A 20,027-nucleotide genomic window follows, 5' to 3' on the forward strand; every position below is an offset into this window, starting at 1 on the left:
TATTAAAATAAAAAAGAAATCAGAGGTCCGATGTCGGACTTCCGGACTCTGACCTCCTTATACGCCCATAGCCCTTAAATTTTTATAGCTTGTCGCTAAACTGACAAAGGCATCAGGCGGCATATCGTGTTCCACAAAATAATGCTTTGCGCCGGCCTCTTTTACATGGGCAAAGATGTTTTTGAAATCGACCACGCCATCGCCAACCGGCGCCGGACCTTTGCGTTCTTTATCCAGATCTTTCACGTGCAATAAAGGGAAGCGACCGGGGTGAGCTTTAAACAGGTCTACCGGGTTTACACCGGCTTTAGTTACCCAACACAGGTCGAGTTCCATTTTTACAAGGTTGGCATCCATACCATCCAGCATCAGGTGATAGGGAACTTTGCCTTCTACCTCTTTAAACTCCATATCATGGTTATGGTAGCAAAGCTGCATTTTCGCTTTTTTACAGGCTTCACCTGCCTTGTTCAATATCTCTATCGATTCTTTGATCTCGTCCAATGTTTCCGTTGGTATATTGGCACAAACCAAATAGGGTATGCCGCCTTCCGCTGCTTCATCCACCAGCTGCTGCATGTCGTCCTTCAGGTTAGCCATGTGCGGGGGCAAGGTCATGCCTTTAGGTAATTTGGTGCCTTTGGGCAGTTTGAACGGCGCGCCCAGGACATGGTGCGATTTCCACGACAGCCCAAGATCTTTGCAGGTAACAGCAAATTCCTTTGGCGACATGCTATAGTAATGCGGTAGTTTGCTGAAGGCCGATTCAATTTCGGTATAGCCTATATCGGCTATCTTTTTCAGGTTGCCTTTTACATCGGCCTCTATAACGCCAAATAGGGTGAAAAGCTGCACGCCAAGCGGGTGCCGGCCGGCTTCCATTAAAAATGCGGACGCCGCTTTTGGCAGTACTAATGCGCCCAGCGCAGCGGCTCCGGTACCGGCCAGGAATTTTCTTCTGTTGAGCATATTTTTTGGTTTTACAAATTGATTTCTGAAAGATAATCAATCATTGCGTCAAAGCAACACAATAAACAAAATTTTTTAAAAAAGAAGCGTTAGGGTGATTTGCGCGGGCACATTTGCGTAAAAACACGTATCAATTACCGTGTTAGCACTGCTGGTTTTCTTTTTGACATTCCACAATTTTGTCTTGGGTAAATTAAATAAATATGATTGTCATCACTGTTTTGCTGTTAGCCGGCCGGAAGTCGTTAGTCTATTTTGATTATGCCTTTGCCGAGCTTTTATACAGGATAACCGGTGCATGACGGGTGTGTAAGCAGTTGTGCCGTTTATACTCCTATGATAAACAACAGGATAATAGTTAGGGTCTAAAATTCCTGCTTGTCTGGTAGCCGGCCCTTGCGTATGCAATGGCCGCTACCATATTTTATCAAAAAGGGTACTTGATTTGAATTTATTAGCCTCTCAATATCATTGACCCGCGCCTGCCCGGGCAGCCTGTAAAAAGGTATGCGGGATTGATGGTTAATAGTTAGTTTAGTTTAGTGGATAATCAGCCGTTACGCGAGGTAATGGCTGTTTTTTTATGCCGCGTCGGTAAGCGAGCGGCGGTAAGCGTCATTATTTTCAACGGTATAGTCAGGGATTTTCTTACCGCATTTGCTGCATTTGAACGAATTGTGCTTTTCTTCCCAGGTATGGTCGCATTGGGGCTTATGGTTCAGCTTGTGCGTAACAACAGCTATCACGGCAACCAATAATACAAATAGTGAAAGGTATAGCATTGTACATCTATTTGCCATTATAAAGACAAAATTCAGGCCAGTAGTTAAAGCGCTTTAAACAGGCATTTGCTTAGAAAAAATTTCCCCAAAATAAGAATAGATTACCCAATTGGGGAATATAGAAACTCCACATTTGTAGCTATTTATGAGATTCTTTTAAATAAGGGAACGTGCATATCTTCCGAACTCCGGACTAATGCTCATATCCACTTCCCGACAAACTGCCCAAAGGCCTCTTTGTACTGGTCGCCCACGGCTATCATCATTTTGCCTATCTGAAGGGAGTTTTTTGTCATCGAGGTTATCTTATCCAGCGCGACAATAAAAGAGCGGTGCACCCGCATGAAACGTTTTGATGGCAATTTCTCCTCCAGCGCCTTTAAGCTCGTAAGTGATAATATGGCTTTGTCGGCCCCTTTCAGATGCACTTTTACATAGTCCTTTAAGCCTTCGATATATAATATATCATCCAGGGCTATCCTTACCAGTTGGTATTCAACTTTCAAAAACAGGTATTCGTCATCAGCATGTTCGGGTTCGGCAAGCACTACCGGGGCAGCCGTTGTTTTATTAAGCAATTCAGCATAATTATATGCCTTTTGCGCTGCCCGCAAAAATTCCTCATAATTAAAAGGCTTCAGCAAGTAGTCCAGCGCATCAACCTTATAACCTTCAAGCGCAAACTGGTTATAAGCCGTAGTAAAAATAACACGCGGCGTTTCGGGGCCTTTGCCCAGTACCCTCGCCAGTTCTATCCCGTTCAGGTCTGGCATTTGTATGTCCAGGAACAGCAGGTCTATCTTTTGGGTATGTATGGCCTTCAAGGCTTCAAGAGCACTCGGAAAGCGCCCCACCAAATTGAGAAAAGGCGTTTGTTCTATAAATTTGCAAACCAGGCCCAGCGCCAATGGTTCATCATCTACAGCAATACAGTTTATGGTCATGACAGATCGATGGTCAAATGAACGGTATACTCGTTGCTGGCATTAGCCTCGCTGATATCCAGTTTATACTTACCGGGGTACAGCAGGTCGAGCCTGCGCTTGGTATTTACAAGGCCAATGCCGCTATTGGTATCTAAGCTAATACTATTATCGTTCATTATCGAATTTTTCACGGTCAGGTCGAGCACTTTATCCCGCTGCCGGATAGTAATATCCACATGGCTGTGCTGCGTTGCGCTTACGCCGTGTTTGAACGCATTCTCAACAAAGGGTAAAAATATCATCGGCGCTATCGGCTCGTCTTTCAGATCTGGTGGCGTATCAATATTTACCTTTACCACATCGGTAAGGCGCAGTTGCATCAGGCTGATATAATCCTTTACAAAAGCTATTTCCTGGCTCAGCATGGTATGGCCTGCCTGCGTATCGTAAAGCAAATAGCGCATCATGCGCGATAGCTGGTGTATAGCTTTCCCGGCAACTTCCGCGTCTACAACCGTAAGGGCATAGATATTATTTAAAGTATTGAAGAAAAAGTGGGGGTTGATCTGCGCCTTAAGAAATGACAATTCGGATGTTACCTTATCTTTTTCCAGTTCCTCGCGTTCCTGTTTATCTTTCTGCCATTTCTGAATGGTGGTTACACTGGTGCTGATACCCAATACCAGCGCTATAATGGCGATGCCGATAGTATCCAGGCCGCCCCGGCCCCCTTTGCCCGGTTTTGGCGGCCCGTGTTTGCCTTCGTTCATAATTTCCCACCGCTTATGAAAAGCCGTGTCCATTAGCTGGTGCACATGCAATGATTTATCCACCTGGGCGGTGACGAAAATGATGACGATAAATAGCAGTGCGATGATCAGGAAGTAATAACCAGTGAGATTTTTAAGCAGGAAACGGGGCACCAGGATAATGGAATTGATATAGTAAGCCACCACCAGCATACCTAATATGATCACTTGCTTTAACCAAAACTGGTAGGGCACATCGATATTGGACAGGTATGGCTGATAGAAGAATAACACCAGCGCAAATACAGCCCACACCAATATCTGTATCATTACGCCGATGAGCTTACTATAAGAACTCTGTCCTTTCATTGTTAATTGGGTTAAAAGATTTGTATCAAAATGTAACAAACCCGGTACAATATTACATATCAACAATTTAGCACACAATTCAAACCGCCCGGCGGCTATATTTTACCGACAAATAACCCGTCACAATCTTTTAAAGGGCAAAGCCGGGCTTTGTCGCCTGCAAACAGTGTTTCATGGGATAAAATCAGCTTCCCGTCTATGATAGGCTCCTTATGGTCTATTGTATTTTCCGCTATGAAAAGGATGTGTTTTTTTTGTGTCATCATAATTAACCGATACTATGAAACTGAAATATTTACTGGCGGCGATACTTTTTATACTAACCGCCAATGTTTACGCACAAACCGGCCGGCAGGTAAGCGGTGTGGTAAAAGATTCGACAGGTATGACCTTGCCGGGAACGAGTGTAAAATTGCTGACCGGTACGGACAGTTCTACCGTGGCAACCGATGGTAACGGCCGTTTTGTTTTTTCTTCGGTCAAGGTAAATCAATTTAGCCTGGTTGTATATTCTATAGGATACGAGGGCATAAAGCGGAAATATAATTTAGCACCCGGCAATACCGATGCGGAACTGGCGCCCATCATATTGAAAAGTGAAGCGCGGACGCTGAAGCAGGTGGACATTGTCGACGTGAATGCCGTAAAAATAAAAGAAGACACGGTTGAATACAATGCCGCTGCTTATAAGGTGCGCCAGGGCGCCGTGGTTGAGGACGCTATAAAAAAGATGCCCGGGCTGGATGTGGATAAGGATGGTAACATTACCGCGCAGGGCAAAAGTGTTAGCAAAGTGCGTCTCAACGGCAAGGATTACATGGCGGGTGACGTAACCAGCCTTACTCGTAACCTGCCTGCCGACCTGGTTCAAAGTGTGCAGGTGGTTGATGATTACGGCGACCAGGCCAATATAACCGGCATAAAATCGGGCGACCCGCAAAAGGTTTTGAATATCAATATCCGGAAGGATAAAAACTACGGCTATTTTGGCCAGGGAACTGTAGGCGGTGGCCGCGATGCAATACCACAGGTGGACGGGACCAAAGACGGTGGCCGGTACATTGCTTCTACTAATATTTTCTCGTTTAGCGGCGACCGCCAGATAGCGGTATCGGGCAATTTGAATAACACCAACACAAATCTATTCAACTTTGGCGGCGGCGGCCCCGGCGGTGGCCGCAGGGGCGGAGGCCCTCCGGGATTATTCGGCGGTAATACAAATGGCATTACCACCGCACGATCGTTAGGATTTAACTACCGCGATAGCTGGGGTAAAAAAATAACCGCCTACGGAAGCTACAGCTTTGCCGATAATACGGTGAATACGATCACTTCATCCCTGCAGAACAATATTTCGCTGCAACTTCCCAGCACCAATACATCCAATAGTGTTGAAAAGGATGAAAATATCAATCATCGGCTCAATTTCAATATAGAATATAAGCCCGATACGGTTAACTATATCAAGTTTAGCCCGACATTTTCGTACGGTGGCGTACATACCAACGAAACAGCGACCAGTTTGCTGACGTCGAATGCTGATACCACTTCATTTTATAAGCTGGCTCTGTTATCACATTCTTCGGCGCCTAATTTTGGCGGTGGCTTGTTGTATAACCACCGTTTTAACAGTCACGGACGCAACTTCAGCGTTTTTATAACCGGCGGCAGCACAACCAGTAATTATTACCAAAATCCGGTTTACGACTACCTGGCAGGCAAGGCGAATGCGCCGGTGAACCAGATGATCAACACCGATAGCCGCACGGACAGTGTTGGTGCTTCGTTCTCATATATCGAACCTATTGGCAAGTTATCGTACCTCGAGCTTAATTACAACTATCACAACGCGCATACAACTGCAGATAAACTTACGGATACGCTGACCGATGCAGGCCAAAGCAACCGGTACGACCTGCTGAGCAACGATTATAATTTCAACTTCATAACCAACCGGGTTGGCCTTAATTTTCGTTATATCGACAAAAAATACAATTACACATTAGGTGTTGCCGCTGTACCGAGCATTTTGGAGGGTTCGTCCTCGATATCGGCGCCGACCCATGTCAGTACCTTTAATTTTTCGCCGGTAGCACGTTTTATCTACAATTTCTCGCGCACCCAGGCAATAACCATCAATTATACCGGTTCACCGATGTCGCCAACTTATGCCGAATTGCAGCCTGTGGTCGATTATTCAAGCGCAAGCTACCCGGTTCAGGGCAATCCGAATCTTAGCCCGCAATACAACAATACATTCAGCTTACGGTATAATAAGTTCGATTTTGCTTCGGGCAATGTGTTTTTCTCGAACCTGAACTTCACACAGACCAATAACAAGATCGTAGCCAATACGGTAACCTTCCCGCGTAATTATACCGACCCTAAACTGGCCGGGACCATTTTAACGCAGTACACCAATGCATCAGGCTATTACTCGGCATCGGCATTTTATCTTTATGCCAAGCCATGGCAAAAACGTAAGTATACCTTGTTTATCAATGGAAACATCTCGTACAACAATAATATATCTTATATAAGCAATATCGATTCGGTAAACTTTGATGAGACCACGCAAAAAAACATCGCTAAAAACCTGGTGCTTACACAGGGCGCCCGCTTCAGGGTTGATATAACCGATATTATTGATGCGGAAGCCAATGCGAGCTATAGCATCAACCATTCAGACAATTCTATATCGCAGGCCAATGTGAATAATAATTTCCGCACCATTACTTTAGGCTTGAACGGTAAAAACTATTTGTGGAAAGACTGGACATTGAGCTACGACTATACAAAAACGATTTACCAGGGATATACCGGGGCAACCAACCCGAATATATTGAATACCTATGTGGAGCGCCGTTTTTTAAAGAGTAATGTTGGCACACTTCGTTTCTCAGTATTCGACGTGTTTAACGAGAACACAGGTTTCACTTCAACCCAGACAGCTTATTCCATTTCGCAAAGTAATGTGAATCGCCTTGGTCGTTATTATCTTCTTACCTTTACTTTAAGGCTGCAAAAGTTTGCCGGCCAGGCCCCGCGTGGTCCGGGTGGCCCTGGCGGTTTCCGGGGTCCCGGCGGCGGTCGTCCTCCGGGCGAACCCGATTGATCGGAACTGATGATTATTTAACGCTAATTATTTAAACATAAAACAATTAAAAATGAAGAAGATCAGTTTACTAACCCTGGCGCTTGCCTTTGGCGCTGCCGCATTCGCACAAGGTAAATGGGATGCCGACAAGGCACACTCTAAAGTTGGCTTTACCGTAACGCATCTTTCGGTATCGGATGTTGATGGCAACTTTAAGAAATTTGATGCAAGCATAACCACCCCTAAGGCAGATTTTACAGACGCTGTTTTTGAGATGACCGCCGATGTTGCTTCCGTAAACACAGATAATGATTTTCGCGATAATGATCTGAAAAGCGACCACTTCTTTGATGCGGCCAAATTCCCCCAGATGCATTTTATCAGTAAAAGTGTAAGCAAAGTTGATGATAAACATTACAAGATCACCGGCGACCTGACCATGCACGGTGTAACCAAATCAGTTGCGCTTGATATGGTGGTAAACGGTTTTACAAAAGATATGCGCAGCCAGAAACCCGTAGCGGGAATTAAAGTTACCGGTACCATTAACCGCAACGACTTTGGCGTGGGTCACATGCCATCGGCAATGGTAAGTGATGAAGTTGAGATCAGGGCCCTTGGCGAATTTCATCAGCAGTAAACCCCTACAACCCTATCCCGTGGAGAGGGCTCTAATTTAAGGTCAAAAAAAGTCTCCCCTACCGGCGAGATTTATAGAGGGCAAGACCTTCCCGTCCCTGAGAAAGATGGAAGAATTAAGCATGAGATTGCTTGATTTAGTTGATCGCGTTCCGGAGTGAGATCCCGGAACGTTTTTTTTTGCTCATTCCTGCCCGGGTCTTGTGCTTGTTTCATAAAGCGTGGTAAAGCTTTCAGCTGTTACATTTCCCGATATTGTGAGATCCCGGTTTTTTAGGATTGGATTTTCTTCGATACAGCTGCATTTTGAAATTTTGTTACAGCTTTTTTGTTTTTTTAGATTAAAAACAGGGTCAAATAGATCAATTTGTCTTTGTTATTGCTGTTTTTTGGGATAAAACTGCCGCATGCGGTATGAATTATTTAAAAAAATCATGAATTTGACGATGTTTATTATAAAAAATGAATTTTAGACTCTATGAATTTATTTTTTATGAAAAAATTGAAAAAACAACGGCAAAATTGGCTTTGTTTTTATAAAATTAATAAAAAATTAAAAAATCATTAATTTTTTTCATGAAATTTTTGAAAAAATGTAATAAATTTTTCTATCTTGGCATTCGAAAGGTGTATTTCTTGAATTATTTTCAAAAATTGACATTTTTTATTAAGTTTTTACATTGCAAACTTCAAAACAAACACATATCAATCAACTTTAACTATTAATCATGATTATGAAATTTAAAAACTTACAAAAAAAGGTCCCGTCGTTCCTGCTAATGGGTGCGATATTGATTTTACTTTTAGTGGTATTCGCCCCACATGCTGTTCATGCACAAGACCCCACCGGTGCAAAAACAGGTACTGTTACAGATGTGCCGGCTGCTAAGGCTGGTGCACCCACCCCGGCTGAATTAGGGGATGCTGTAGGCCACAACAGAATTGCTACCAACATCATGTGGACATTGCTGGCAGGCTTCCTTGTAATGTTTATGCAGGCTGGTTTCGCTCTTGTTGAAACCGGTTTTACCCAAAAGAAGAATGTCGCACACACTATGGGCATGAACTTTATGGTATATGCGGTAGGTATGTTCGGTTTCTGGATATGCGGTTTTGCTTTCATGTTTGGCGGCGGACTTAACGCAGCCACGCTTGGGGGTGCGCCGGGTGTTATCCCGCATGAGTATGTTGTACACATGTTCGGCCACGATTTCGGCATTATCGGTACAGTAGGTTATTTCCTTAACAGTAAGGTTTATGACGTGGGCGTATTTACCCTGTTCCTGTTCCAAATGGTTTTCATGGACACCACTGCCACTATCCCAACCGGTTCAATGGCAGAAAGATGGTCGTTCAAATCATTCCTGATATTCGGGTTCTTTATATCGATGTTCGTTTACCCATTGTTTGGTAACTGGGTTTGGGGGGGCGGATGGCTTTCTCAGCTTGGCGCTAACTTCGGTTTAGGTCACGGTCATGTCGATTTTGCAGGTTCGTCGGTTGTACACATGGTGGGCGGCATTGCTGCGCTTGCAGGTGCAATAGTGATCGGTCCGCGTATTGGCAAATTCAATGCTGATGGCACTCCTAATACTATTCCGGGTCATAACATCCCAATGGCATTACTTGGTACATTCATCCTTGCTTTCGGATGGTTCGGTTTCAACCCGGGTTCAACATTGGCCGGCGCCGATTTTCGTATAAGCATCGTTGCAGTTAACACCATGATGGCTGGTACCGCCGGCACATTGTCTGTTCTGATCATTTTATACATGCAGGGTAAAAAACCTGATCCGGGTATGTTGGCAAACGGCTTACTGGCTGGTTTGGTTGCAATAACGGCTCCTTGCGCTTTTGTTAACTCTTTAGGCTCGGTTATTATCGGCGCCATTGCAGGCGGCCTGGTTGTATTAACCATCTATATAATGGATTACAAATTGAAAATTGACGATCCGGTTGGCGCTTTCGCAGTTCACGGTGTAAACGGCGCATGGGGTGTATTATCACTGGGCCTGTTTGCCGACGGTTCATACGGCGATGGCTGGAACGGTGTAAAAGGCAACGTGACCGGATTATTCTACGGTGATGCAAGCCAGCTTGGTGCGCAGTGTATAGGCACTTTAACCTGCTTCATATTCGTATTCGTGGTAATGTACATCTTCTTCAAATTATCGAACAAGATCACGCCTATCAGGGTGCCTGCGGCCGACGAAATTGCCGGCCTGGATATGCCTGAAATGGGTGTACATGGATACGTTGACTAACATAAAATATTCAAGATTACCTGCCGCTAAAATGGCGGGTAATCTTTTTTGATTTAATACTGATTATAAAGAAAGAGAGGACACTATGGAAAGGATACTTAAAAGAGCAATAGATCCGCTGCGTATTTTAATTAATGACAGCCGGTTTACAGGTGTTATGCTGATTGTCTGTACAGTGCTTTCCATATTTCTGGCCAATTTTTCCGGTTTCGGCGCTGCCTACAAAAACCTTTGGGATATGGAATGGTTTACCGCTCATTTTCATTTACCCGATACCCTTTTAAGCTGGATCAATAATTACCTGATGGCCTTTTTCTTCCTGATGGCCGGTATGGAAATAAAACGGGAATTGGTGACCGGCGAATTATCCTCTTTCAAAAAAGCGGTTCTGCCGTTCGGCGCCGCATTGGGCGGTATGATAGTACCGGCACTTATTTTTGCTTACTTTAACCTGCATACCCATTACAGCAAAGGCTGGGGTATACCTACTGCAACTGATATCGCATTTTCAGTAGGCATAGCTTCAATTTTGGGAAAACGTGTTCCGGTTGGCCTTAAAATATTGTTGATGGCCTTAGCGATCATCGACGACCTGGGTGCCATAGTAGTTATCGCTTTATTTTACGGTGGCCATATTAATATGGTTTTCCTCGGCATAAGCGTGGCTCTTTACCTTGGGTTGATCGGTTGTACTTATTTTAAATTGAAATTCGGCGTCGTGCAAATAGTGCTTTGTTTCGGCCTGTGGTTTGCCCTGTTCAATTCCGGTGTCGAAGCCAGCATAGCGGGTGTGCTTATTGCATTTGCAACGCCTGTTGGTATCCTGCCTGAATTCGAAAAATACATTCACCGGTATGTTAACTTCCTGATCTTGCCTTTATTCGCTTTTGCCAATACGGCAATTCTTTTACCTTCAAACATCATGGGTTCATTCGGCTCGACACTTAGCTTAGGCATTATGGTCGGATTGGTATTAGGAAAGCCTATTGGTATATTCCTTTTCAGCCGGGTACTTGTTGCATTGAAAATAGCCAGCCTGCCGCGCAATGTAAATTGGAAACAGGTCTTCGGTATGGGAGCTTTGGCTGGTATCGGTTTTACGATGTCGATATTTACCACGATGCTTGCCTTCAAAACGGAAGCTTTCCGCGACATTGCAAAAGTGGCCATCCTCTCGAGCGTATTGGTGTCGCTGGTATTCAGTATGATCTATTTCTACCTGACAAGCCCTAAAGTTCAGCATGAACATGAAGCGGCAAAAGTGGTTAAGCAGCCGGCTGACGCAGACGGTGAATTTGCCCTTAACCTGAGCGAAGCCTGATCGGAATAATTATCTGCCAAAGAAAATAACAGTCAAAAAAACCTCTCCACTGGAGAGGTTTTTGTTTTACAGGCAATTTGCGCTTATATTATATCACTGCAATACTCCCGGTTCAATGAGTATGTAAACGTTCGGCTATCTGGTCTACCGTAAATTCCACGTATTTCTTGGCGCGGTCCAGGTAATCCGGACCATCTTCAATGAGCTCTTCCAGTATTGATTTGCCGTTTTCTTTTTCCTTAGTAAGGTAATAAATGCCATAACCGACAGCGGCGCCTATGGCCATAAATTTCAAAATGCGCATAACGATACTTTAATGAGGTATAAAATTACAAAAATGATGCCTTTAAATAACAAACGAAAAAAATATTTATAGAACGATCAAAATCCCCCCTCTCCTTTGGAGAAGGCCGGGGTGAGGCAATGACTAATGACTAATGACCATTGACTACTGACCATTGACTACTGACCTTGACTACTGACCTTGACTACTGACCATTGACTATTCACCATTGACCATCCTACTTCACCGCCCATTCATGTATCCCCGCCGAGTTATCCGCCGGAAGCTGTACTTCAAGCTTCAGCGCTGTGGTGGTTACCGGCTCAAAGGTGAGTACGTTATACTTGTCTTTTGCTATTTCATAAGGAATGGTGTTTTTTACGGGTATCCATTCTTCGCCCTTTTTGTAATAAATTTTGTACGAAGCTGGTATGCGGCATCCTCCCCACGGGCCGTCATCAAACCAGTACACTTTTGATTCGGAAACTGTGTGCTCCTGGTCAAAGTCGTACTGCACAAACTCGGTGGTATTTTGCTTTGGCCACCAATGCAGGTAAGGTGCGCTGGCGTCTTTTGAATCTTCCGGATCGTACTGATCATTCAGCGCTTTCCACATCCGCATGTTTTTTACCGATGCAGTCACTTTGCTTGTGCTGGCAATGGTTGGCGCAGGCTGCGGCCTTGCTGCCGATGCTTCATAAGGTATCCAAACGGTCATTTCGCTTGGCCCGCGATTGGCCCAGGCATAGTAGGGGATCGCCGTCACTTTTTGATCGGTTTCAAGCAGTACATCGGTGTTCAGCTGCCGCCGGGTACTTTTCCCTTGGGCGGTAATAACTTCCACACCCTTCAGCATACCAGGTTTGAAAGTTGTACTTACTATCGCCGATTTATCGATGGTGATGTTTTGCACCAGGCTATCTTTATTATCGGGGCCCTCAAGGCAATAAACTATAGGCCCGCGCTCAAAGGCGAAGCGGTTACGGTCGTCTTTTACCTGTGCATTGGCCATTACCTTTTGGGTGGGCATGGGCAGGTTCATCGTTACTCTATCGCCTTTTTTCCAATTGCGTTCCAAAACAGCGTACCCTTTTTCGGTTGTATATTTTATAGCCTTACCATTAATGCGTATCACAACCGGTTGGGCTTGCTTATCCTCAAACGTGTAAAGATTGCCGGTTATCGGCTTATTCTGCGCCCAACCGGGGATCCGCAGACGTAATATGAAATCAAATTTCCTTTCCGGGTTTACAATAATATCTATATTTCCGTTCCATGGGTAATCCGTTGTTTCTATCAGGCTTAGCCTGCCGCCTGCAAGCGTAATATTGCTTGCATTGCTCATATAAAGGTTCAGGTACAGGTTATTCTTATCCTTCGCATACACATAACCCGGTACCGAAGGCAAAAACCGCGTGATGTTGCTTATGCAGCAGGCACAGCTAAACCAGGCGCTGCGTTGATGCTGGTTCATGGAAGCCAGCGGATTAGGGTAAAAGAAACGGTCGCCGCTAAGCGAAACCCCCGAAAGCAGGCCGTTGTACAATGTACGTTCCAGCACATCGATATATTTCGAGTCGCCGTGCAGCAAAAACATACGGCTGTTCCAGTACACGTTGGCAATGGCTGCACACGTTTCGGCATAAGCCGACATGTTAGGCAGCTGGTAAGGCTCGCCGAACGCTTCGCCTGCATTGGTAGCGCCGATGCCGCCGGTTATATATAGTTTGCTTGAAACCACGTCATTCCATATATCGTCAATGGCATGCAGGTATTGTTCATTCCCGGTAAGGGCGGCCACGTCGGCCATACCGGTATACATATAGCCGGCCCGTACGGCATGCCCTTCGGCTTCGTGCTGGTCAACCACTTTTTTATCAGCCTGGTTGTAAGCATCTCCTTTTGGCCCGCGTATATCCAGGAAAAATTTTGCCAGGTCCAGGTATTTTTTGTCTCCGGTCACCCGGTAAAGTTTCGCTAATCCTATTTCCACTATCTGGTGCCCCGGATATTTTTCCTCCTTGCCATAGCCAAAGGTTGCCACCAGCAGGTCGGCATTTTTTAAGGCGATGTTTAGCAGTGTGCGTTTGCCGGTAGCCTGGTAATGCGCCACGGCCGCTTCGTACAAATGGCCTGCATCGTATAATTCATGGCTTAATACTTCTACATTTTCCCAGCGTTTACTGCCTATCCATTCATGCGGTTTTTTTGCGTTTACGGTACGGAAAGTATACAGGTATCCGTCTTTTTCCTGCGCTGCCCCAATGATACTGATCAGTGTATCGATAGAACGTTCCAACGCAGGGTTCTTTTTTACCTGCATAGCGTACGACGCGCCTTCTATTACTTTATATATATCGGTGTCGTCAAATGGAAAGTCGCTCAGCCTATCGCCGCTTTGCAATTTTGCCGCCCGTAAAAAATTGTCCACCCGGCCATGAGCTCTGCACTGCGCCAGCACATACGGAATAGTTACCGAGGCATTCACCTCCATTTTCGGCTCCCAGAAATTATCGTTTACATGTACACTTGTAAAAGGTATTGGCTGTATCGGGTAATCCCTTTGTTGTGCCAAAAGGTTGGAACCGCATGCAACAACGGTAAATAGCAATAACGTTAATTTTGTATAATTCTTCATCCGGGTATATTGTATCTGAATGTAAAAATAGATTAATTCGGATGATTGCCTTTCGTTAATTTTTACCAATGCTTACCATATTTTCGCCTGGTAATAGTGCGCCATAAAAAGGTAGTTAGTTCTTATCTGTGATTCAGGCAAAATTGAAAGTCCCTCTCCATTGGAGAGGGATTTAGGTTGAGGCAAATAAAAAGGCGCCCGACCTAAGTGGTCGAAGCGCCTTCCGTTTTTAGATATAGTTGAGGGGAATCACCTCCCCGGCACACCGTAAGATCATGCCCCCCGTATCAGACTGTTTTTAGTATCGGTAGAATACTAATGTAAATGTAACGGTTATTTGACAAATGTAGTGCATCGTTTTAAAACTCTTTAAATAGCGGTTGTAACTGCCCTGATCATCAATAACAAAGGTTAAATAATTGATTATTAGGCAATAGCCAGTGTCAAATGGACACAAAGACTGCCCGTGGATGCAATATATTAACCTTAAATTCGTATTGTAATCTTTAGTTTGTTAATATTTGCTTAATATTTTTTCCTGATGAAGGTATTGCAGTTCACTATTCCCGTTGCCCACGACAAAAGCGTCATCGTACAGGAAGAGGATATGCCGCATTTTTACCCGCATCTGCATCGCCATAAGGAGGCGCAGGTAACCTGGATACAGCAGGGCGAAGGCACACTGATAGCGGGCAATAATATGCATGCTTTTAAAGCTGGCGAGGTCTACTTTATCGGTGCCGATCAGCCCCATCTTTTTAAAAGCAACCCCGAATATTTTCAAACTGAAAGTAAACTCTCCATCAAAGCGCTTACGGTATTTTTCGACCCCAACGGCGCAATGGCCCCAATGTTTGAATTGCCCGAAATGAAGGCTTTTAAAGATTTCATCCTTCAGCATAAATTAGGGTTTAAACTGCCGCCGGAATATGTTGCCAAGATATCCAGGGCAATGCTCGATATCAAAAGCTCAAAAGGGTCCGACCAGCTGATCCAGTTTTTGCAGATGATGCGTATCCTCAGCTCTATGCCGGTAAAGCCAGGACACCTGTCGGATTTTGGCCTGTCTCAAAGTATTAACGAAGCGGAAGGCATACGTATCAGCAATATTTATAATTATATCCTGCAGCACTACGCCCGTGCCATCACGCTGGATGATGTTGCCCGCGAAGCCTGCATGACCCCCCAGGCATTTTGCCGTTATTTTAAAAAACACACCCGTCATACCTTCGTATCCTTCCTCAACGAAATGCGCATTAACGAAGCCTGCAAAAAACTCACGGGCAACAAATACGAAAGCATCTCCGTGGTGGCCTACAAATGCGGTTTCTCCAGCATCACCAACTTCAACCGCGTATTCAAAAGCGTCATGGGCAGTTCGCCCCGCGAATACCTTGATAGGTATGCCAATAAGGTAAGTATGCTTTAGGTTGTGATCGGTGATTAGAGATTTGTGATTAGTTGGTAGGGTGAATATAAGGACGTTATTGTTTCAATCAGAATTTACGGAATTTCGAAGTTGGTTGTTTTCGGATGCTCGAGGAGTTTCGCCATTTAAAATAAGAAATATTTTTGTATATCGGTCAGCGCTCTGTGCTTCGGCCAAAAATAAAACAGAACATAAGGGCGGTGCGGCTGTAAAGGTTTTGAAAATGTTGCCCTGCCGGTTGATGAACTGACAGGGTAGCCATGGGCAGCAATTTCCAACCTTAGGTTCAGTTTTATTGTGTGCTTAAGGCCCGTGCGGCAAAGAAGCCATTAGCGCTGACTTGATCTTTTGGTTACTTTTGGATCAAGCCAAAAGTAACAGGCTCCGCGCCAATTGAGCGGGGTGATGTTTGTATTTAGCGAAAAGCACATTCATTACCGAAACGGCGTATAATACATTTCGCTGCGATCAATGTGATATAGTTTGTTATAAGAACCCATCACCCCGCAGCCAAAAACTGCTTCTGATACTGCAACGGGCTTTTTCCCGTCGTCATTTTAAAATATTTATGAAAACTCGCAAAATTTTGAAAGCCGCTTTCAAAACATATCTGCTTCACACTTATCTTATCCTCTATTAAATGCCGGCAGGCATGTCCCACCTTAATCTCGTTAATAAACTGTGAATACGTTTTCCCCGTCCTTGATTTAAAATACCGGCAAAACGAATGCGGGCTAATATTAGCCACCGCCGCTATCTCTTCCGTTGTTATCGGCCGTTTAAAATTGGCCAGTGTAAAATCATAAATGGCGTTGATGCGTTCATTCTCTGCCTCCTTAAAATCATTATTAAAACCTAACGAGGCCAGCATCTCAAAGTTTCCCTCTGCAATTATGGTTAACGCTTCAGCAAGCAGCATTATCCGGCGTGTTCCTTCGGCCTGTAACATTTGCCCCAGAAGCCTGGCTACTAATCCCCCCGTTTCACCAGTTATACATAACCCCCGTTTTGCTTTCTCAAGCATCACCCTGATGCCCTTATTCTCCGGCAAGCCCAAAAAATGCGAACCCCAAAAATCTTCCCGGAAATGTGCCACCAGTATGTCGGCGTGGGCGTCGCTGCCCGCTTCAAAATATGCATCGTCAAAACGCCAGTAATGCGGCAGGTTCGAACCCACAAGCACTACATCGCCCTCTTTAAAATTCTCGATATGGTCGCCAATAAATTGTGTGCCGCTCCCTTTTTTAAAATAGATCAGCTCGGCCTCGATATGATAATGCCATTTGTTGTTAATATACGGTACCTTGTCCTGCCTCACGCTGAACGAGGTTAAAGGCTGATGCGGAACTTTTAGTAGCTGAGGCCTCATAATTATAAACCAAATACATTAAAAAAGATTTTTTAGCTTATTTTATGCCAAAATAGCTTAATATTTTGATAATAAAATAAAAGTTTAAACCCGCTATATTTATTTCTTTGTATTAACCAATTATTCACAGATCAACCTTGTGACGGGAAGTTAAAGCGCGGCGAAAAGGGCGAACTTATTTAAAACCTATTATGACCAAAAAAACCGGTATTTACGCCGTTGCGCTTGTTACGTCGCTGTTCTTTTTATGGGGAATTGCGCTTAACCTCAATTCGATCCTGGTTCCGCATCTTAAGATTGCCTGCCAGCTTACTGATTTCCAGTCGGCCTTTGTTGATTCGGCGTTTTATTTAGCCTATTTTGTTGTGGCCATACCCGCGGGCTTGCTGATACACAAGTATGGATATAAAAAAGGTATCGTATTTGGTTTGCTGGTTTTCGCTATTGGCGCGTTTCTTTTCTATCCCGCAGCAGGCAGCCGCACCTATGCATTCTTCCTTTTTGCCTTGTTTATTATGGCGAGCGGCTGCGGCACACTGGAGACGGCAGCCAACCCTTATATCAATAATTTGGGCGACCCCGCAGGAGCCACATTTCGCATCAATCTCGCCCAGTCATTTAACGGCGTGGCGGCTACGATAGCGCCGCTAATCGGCGGCTTGTTTATTCTTTCAGATAAAGCATTAACCAAAGTACAAATTGCAGCATTAACGCCACAGCAATTACAGCACGAGTCGGATGCTGTGAAAATACCTTATATTGTGATAGGCCTGCTTGTCCTGTCAATTGCCGCACTTATATGGCGTACCGATCTGCCGGACATAAAAGAGCATAACGCTAATGATGATGTTCGCGTAACATGGGGTTCGGTTTTTAAAGAAAGAAACCTGATGCTGGGTGTTGGCGGTATTTTCTTTTATGTAGGTGCACAGGCGGCTATAACCAGCTTTTTCATAAGATTTTCAAATTATTCAGCCGCTATTACCGATAAGGATGCCGCAGCCATGCTAAGCCTTGCCATGGGCGGTTTTATGGCAGGTCGATTTATCGGCAGCGTGGCCATGCGCTTTATATCGCCTGTTAAAATATTGATCACCTATTGTATAATCAACTGTTTACTGTTAGCACTGGCGTTTACCCTGCATGGGCGCATGGCGGTTTACGCTATCATGGGTGTTCCTTTCTTTATGTCCATCATGTTCCCAACGGTATTCTCGTTAAGTATCCGGGGCCTCGGCGAAAAAACCAAGAAAGGGTCGTCCCTGCTCATTATGGGCATTGTAGGTGGTGCGGTAATACCGCTTGTGCTGGGCCGCGTTTCGGATGCTACCAGCATCCGTGTAGCCTACCTGGTGCCCATCATTTGTTTTGCTTATATACTTTATTTCGCATTGACCAATATCAGGGTCAAAAATATAGAACAGGTCGCAGGCCACTAATCATCAACCTATGTTAAAAAAGCTCACACTCATTGTATTACTTGCATCGGTTATCACCTCATCAGTAACCGCTCAAAAGAAAAGGATAGGCAGCGAAACGCCCGAACAAAAAAAGAAGCGTATGGAATGGTGGACCGACGCCCGCTTCGGCATGTTTATCCACTGGGGCTTGTATTCGTTGGCCGCCCGGCATGAATGGGTGAAGCATAACGAGCACATGACCAACGAACAATATCAAAAGTATTTTGATATGTATAATCCCGATCATTTCGATCCGCATAAATGGGCCCGCGAAGCCAAAGCGGCCGGGATGAAGTACGCCGTGCTGACTACCAAGCACCACGAGGGTTTCTGCCTGTTCGATTCAAAATACACCGACTATAAAGCCACCAATACCAAAGCCAAACGCGACCTGGTGAAAGAATACGTACAGGCTTTCCGCGCCGAAGGTTTGAAAGTTGGCTTCTACTACTCACTGCTCGACTGGCACCATCCTGATTATACTATGGACGATGCCCACCCCTTAACCCAACTGGATACCACCCAAGCCAATTACGATAAGTTGAACAAGGGCCGTGATATGAACAAATACCGCCAGTACCTGAAGAACCAGGTGCGGGAGCTGATGACCAATTATGGAAAGATCGACATCTTATGGCTGGACTGGTCGTGGGACAAGGGGGCCAAACACGGCAAGCGCGATAAGGATTGGGACGCCGTAAACCTGTTGAAGATGGTGCGCCAGTTACAACCCGGCATTATCGTAAATAACCGTTTAGGTCTTGAAGATTATAGCGATGGCGCCGATTTTGTAACCCCTGAACAGGTAAGCACCAAAGAACTTGAAAAATATAAAGGTAAAACCTGGGAAACCTGCCAAACCTTCTCCGGCTCGTGGGGCTATTACCGCGATGAGAACACCTGGAAAACTCATCGCCAACTGCTCGATCTGCTGATCACGTCGGTCAGCAATGGCGGCAACCTGATATTGAATGTGGGCCCAACCGCCCGCGGCGAGTTTGACTACCGCGCCACCAACGCGCTTGATAGCATGGCGTACTGGATGCATGCCAACAACAAAGCGATCTACGATTGCACTTACGCCCCTGAGTCTTTCAAGGTGCCGGATAATACCAAACTGACTTATAATCCGAAGACAAAACGATTATATGTTCATTTATATGAGTACCCGGCAAACGGCAAACTCGAGTTGCCCGGGTATAAAGGCAAAGTAAAATACGCGCAGTTTTTGAATGATTATTCGGAGTTGAAATACGAGGCTTCGGGTGATAATGACCTGACATTGGCGCTGCCAAAAAACAAACCACGGTACGATATCCCTGTTGTTGAATTAGTATTGCAATAAAATATGAAAAGATATTGCCTGGCACTCGACCTGCAGGACGACCCGTTATTGATAGCTGAATACGAGGCCTACCACGAGGATGTATGGCCCGAGATAAAAGCAAGCATCAGCGATTCGGGAATTACCGATATGGAGATATACCGGTTCGCCAACCGAATGTTCATGATCATGGAGACCGACGATAGTTTTTCTTTCGAAAGAAAGGCTGCCATGGACGCATCCAACCCAAAAGTACAGGAGTGGGAAAAACTGATGTGGAAGTTCCAACAGCCATTACCCAATACCAAGCCGGGCGAAAAATGGGTATTGATGGACAGGGTTTTTAAGTTAAGTACGGGAGATTAGTGACTAGTTAATTAGAGAATAGTAAAAGTTCACACCCTCTCC

The 20,027-nt window shown here is 44.9% G+C and carries 16 protein-coding genes; 8 read left to right on the top strand and 8 right to left on the bottom strand.

The features are described from left to right. Positions 1-57: 57 nt before the first annotated feature. The 5 genes from VL525_RS04985 to VL525_RS05005 form a co-directional block, all read right to left on the bottom strand. Positions 58-969: a sugar phosphate isomerase/epimerase gene (locus VL525_RS04985; RefSeq protein WP_325383991.1), complete on the bottom strand. Its 912-nt coding sequence runs from the start codon at positions 967-969 to the stop codon at positions 58-60. A 581-nt stretch (positions 970-1,550) separates the two neighbouring features. Next, the gene (locus tag VL525_RS04990; protein ID WP_325383993.1) at positions 1,551-1,751 is read right to left on the bottom strand and encodes a hypothetical protein; all 201 of its coding nucleotides are present in this window, start codon (positions 1,749-1,751) and stop codon (positions 1,551-1,553) included. Positions 1,752-1,951: 200 nt separating this feature from the next. After that, complete coding sequence (locus tag VL525_RS04995) at positions 1,952-2,695, bottom strand: LytTR family DNA-binding domain-containing protein (RefSeq protein ID WP_325383995.1); 744 nt, start codon at positions 2,693-2,695, stop codon at positions 1,952-1,954. Beyond that, on the bottom strand, positions 2,692-3,795 hold the full coding sequence (locus tag VL525_RS05000) for a sensor histidine kinase (RefSeq protein ID WP_325383997.1): 1,104 nt from the start codon (positions 3,793-3,795) through the stop codon (positions 2,692-2,694). The genes VL525_RS04995 and VL525_RS05000 overlap by 4 nt, the downstream gene beginning before the upstream one ends. A 95-nt stretch (positions 3,796-3,890) precedes the next feature. Continuing rightward, positions 3,891-4,061, bottom strand: coding sequence for a hypothetical protein (locus VL525_RS05005; protein WP_325383999.1), 171 nt, complete (start codon positions 4,059-4,061; stop codon positions 3,891-3,893). 14 nt (positions 4,062-4,075) lie between these two features. Between VL525_RS05005 and VL525_RS05010 the strand changes: the two genes are divergently transcribed. From VL525_RS05010 to nhaA, 4 genes are all read left to right on the top strand, one after another. Next, a complete protein-coding gene (locus VL525_RS05010) occupies positions 4,076-6,910 on the top strand; it encodes an outer membrane beta-barrel protein (protein ID WP_325384001.1) in 2,835 nt (944 codons plus the stop codon). Between the two features lie 52 nt (positions 6,911-6,962). After that, a complete protein-coding gene (locus VL525_RS05015; protein ID WP_325384003.1) occupies positions 6,963-7,532 on the top strand; it encodes a YceI family protein in 570 nt (189 codons plus the stop codon). A 733-nt stretch (positions 7,533-8,265) separates the two neighbouring features. Beyond that, the gene (locus VL525_RS05020; RefSeq protein ID WP_325384005.1) at positions 8,266-9,795 is read left to right on the top strand and encodes an ammonium transporter; all 1,530 of its coding nucleotides are present in this window, start codon (positions 8,266-8,268) and stop codon (positions 9,793-9,795) included. A gap of 85 nt (positions 9,796-9,880) precedes the next feature. Then, entirely contained in the window at positions 9,881-11,116 is a 1,236-nt protein-coding gene (nhaA, locus tag VL525_RS05025) for a Na+/H+ antiporter NhaA (protein WP_325384009.1), read from the top strand. A gap of 112 nt (positions 11,117-11,228) precedes the next feature. On the opposite strand, the gene VL525_RS05030 is transcribed toward nhaA, so the two are convergent. Both VL525_RS05030 and VL525_RS05035 read right to left on the bottom strand, forming a co-directional pair. Then, complete coding sequence (locus tag VL525_RS05030) at positions 11,229-11,420, bottom strand: YtxH domain-containing protein (protein WP_325384011.1); 192 nt, start codon at positions 11,418-11,420, stop codon at positions 11,229-11,231. Between the two features lie 217 nt (positions 11,421-11,637). Continuing rightward, entirely contained in the window at positions 11,638-14,037 is a 2,400-nt protein-coding gene (locus VL525_RS05035; protein ID WP_325384013.1) for a glycoside hydrolase family 127 protein, read from the bottom strand. Positions 14,038-14,578: 541 nt separating this feature from the next. Between VL525_RS05035 and VL525_RS05040 the strand changes: the two genes are divergently transcribed. Next, a complete protein-coding gene (locus VL525_RS05040; RefSeq protein ID WP_325384015.1) occupies positions 14,579-15,466 on the top strand; it encodes an AraC family transcriptional regulator in 888 nt (295 codons plus the stop codon). Between the two features lie 499 nt (positions 15,467-15,965). Here the strand turns inward: VL525_RS05040 and VL525_RS05045 are convergent, their stop codons facing one another. Next, positions 15,966-16,835, bottom strand: coding sequence for an AraC family transcriptional regulator (locus tag VL525_RS05045; RefSeq protein WP_325384017.1), 870 nt, complete (start codon positions 16,833-16,835; stop codon positions 15,966-15,968). A 191-nt stretch (positions 16,836-17,026) separates the two neighbouring features. Here VL525_RS05045 and fucP point away from each other — a divergent pair, with 191 nt between their 5' ends. Genes fucP through VL525_RS05060 form a run of 3 tightly spaced genes read left to right on the top strand, consistent with a single transcriptional unit; the run spans position 17,027 to position 19,985 of the window. After that, on the top strand, positions 17,027-18,274 hold the full coding sequence (gene fucP / locus VL525_RS05050) for an L-fucose:H+ symporter permease (protein WP_325384019.1): 1,248 nt from the start codon (positions 17,027-17,029) through the stop codon (positions 18,272-18,274). A 10-nt stretch (positions 18,275-18,284) separates the two neighbouring features. Next, complete coding sequence (locus VL525_RS05055) at positions 18,285-19,640, top strand: alpha-L-fucosidase (protein ID WP_325384021.1); 1,356 nt, start codon at positions 18,285-18,287, stop codon at positions 19,638-19,640. A 3-nt stretch (positions 19,641-19,643) separates the two neighbouring features. Continuing rightward, positions 19,644-19,985, top strand: coding sequence for an L-rhamnose mutarotase (locus tag VL525_RS05060; RefSeq protein ID WP_325384023.1), 342 nt, complete (start codon positions 19,644-19,646; stop codon positions 19,983-19,985). The last annotated feature ends 42 nt before the right edge of the window (positions 19,986-20,027 follow it).

This window comes from Mucilaginibacter sp. (assembly GCF_035492695.1).
In the GTDB taxonomy this organism is placed as follows: Bacteria; Bacteroidota; Bacteroidia; order Sphingobacteriales; family Sphingobacteriaceae; genus Mucilaginibacter.

Bases quoted from the DNA above. Each gene is read 5' to 3' on its own strand.
- VL525_RS05000 (WP_325383997.1), bottom strand. From the start codon at position 3,795: ATGAAAGGACAGAGTTCTTATAGTAAGCTCATCGGCGTAATGATACAG.
- VL525_RS05005 (WP_325383999.1), bottom strand. From the start codon at position 4,061: ATGATGACACAAAAAAAACACATCCTTTTCATAGCGGAAAATACAATA.
- VL525_RS05020 (WP_325384005.1), top strand. From the start codon at position 8,266: ATGAAATTTAAAAACTTACAAAAAAAGGTCCCGTCGTTCCTGCTAATG.
- VL525_RS05060 (WP_325384023.1), top strand. From the start codon at position 19,644: ATGAAAAGATATTGCCTGGCACTCGACCTGCAGGACGACCCGTTATTG.
- VL525_RS05015 (WP_325384003.1), top strand. From the start codon at position 6,963: ATGAAGAAGATCAGTTTACTAACCCTGGCGCTTGCCTTTGGCGCTGCC.
- VL525_RS05010 (WP_325384001.1), top strand. From the start codon at position 4,076: ATGAAACTGAAATATTTACTGGCGGCGATACTTTTTATACTAACCGCC.
- VL525_RS04985 (WP_325383991.1), bottom strand. From the start codon at position 969: ATGCTCAACAGAAGAAAATTCCTGGCCGGTACCGGAGCCGCTGCGCTG.
- VL525_RS05055 (WP_325384021.1), top strand. From the start codon at position 18,285: ATGTTAAAAAAGCTCACACTCATTGTATTACTTGCATCGGTTATCACC.
- VL525_RS05040 (WP_325384015.1), top strand. From the start codon at position 14,579: ATGAAGGTATTGCAGTTCACTATTCCCGTTGCCCACGACAAAAGCGTC.
- fucP (WP_325384019.1), top strand. From the start codon at position 17,027: ATGACCAAAAAAACCGGTATTTACGCCGTTGCGCTTGTTACGTCGCTG.
- VL525_RS05035 (WP_325384013.1), bottom strand. From the start codon at position 14,037: ATGAAGAATTATACAAAATTAACGTTATTGCTATTTACCGTTGTTGCA.
- VL525_RS05045 (WP_325384017.1), bottom strand. From the start codon at position 16,835: ATGAGGCCTCAGCTACTAAAAGTTCCGCATCAGCCTTTAACCTCGTTC.
- VL525_RS04995 (WP_325383995.1), bottom strand. From the start codon at position 2,695: ATGACCATAAACTGTATTGCTGTAGATGATGAACCATTGGCGCTGGGC.
- VL525_RS05030 (WP_325384011.1), bottom strand. From the start codon at position 11,420: ATGCGCATTTTGAAATTTATGGCCATAGGCGCCGCTGTCGGTTATGGC.
- VL525_RS04990 (WP_325383993.1), bottom strand. From the start codon at position 1,751: ATGCTATACCTTTCACTATTTGTATTATTGGTTGCCGTGATAGCTGTT.
- nhaA (WP_325384009.1), top strand. From the start codon at position 9,881: ATGGAAAGGATACTTAAAAGAGCAATAGATCCGCTGCGTATTTTAATT.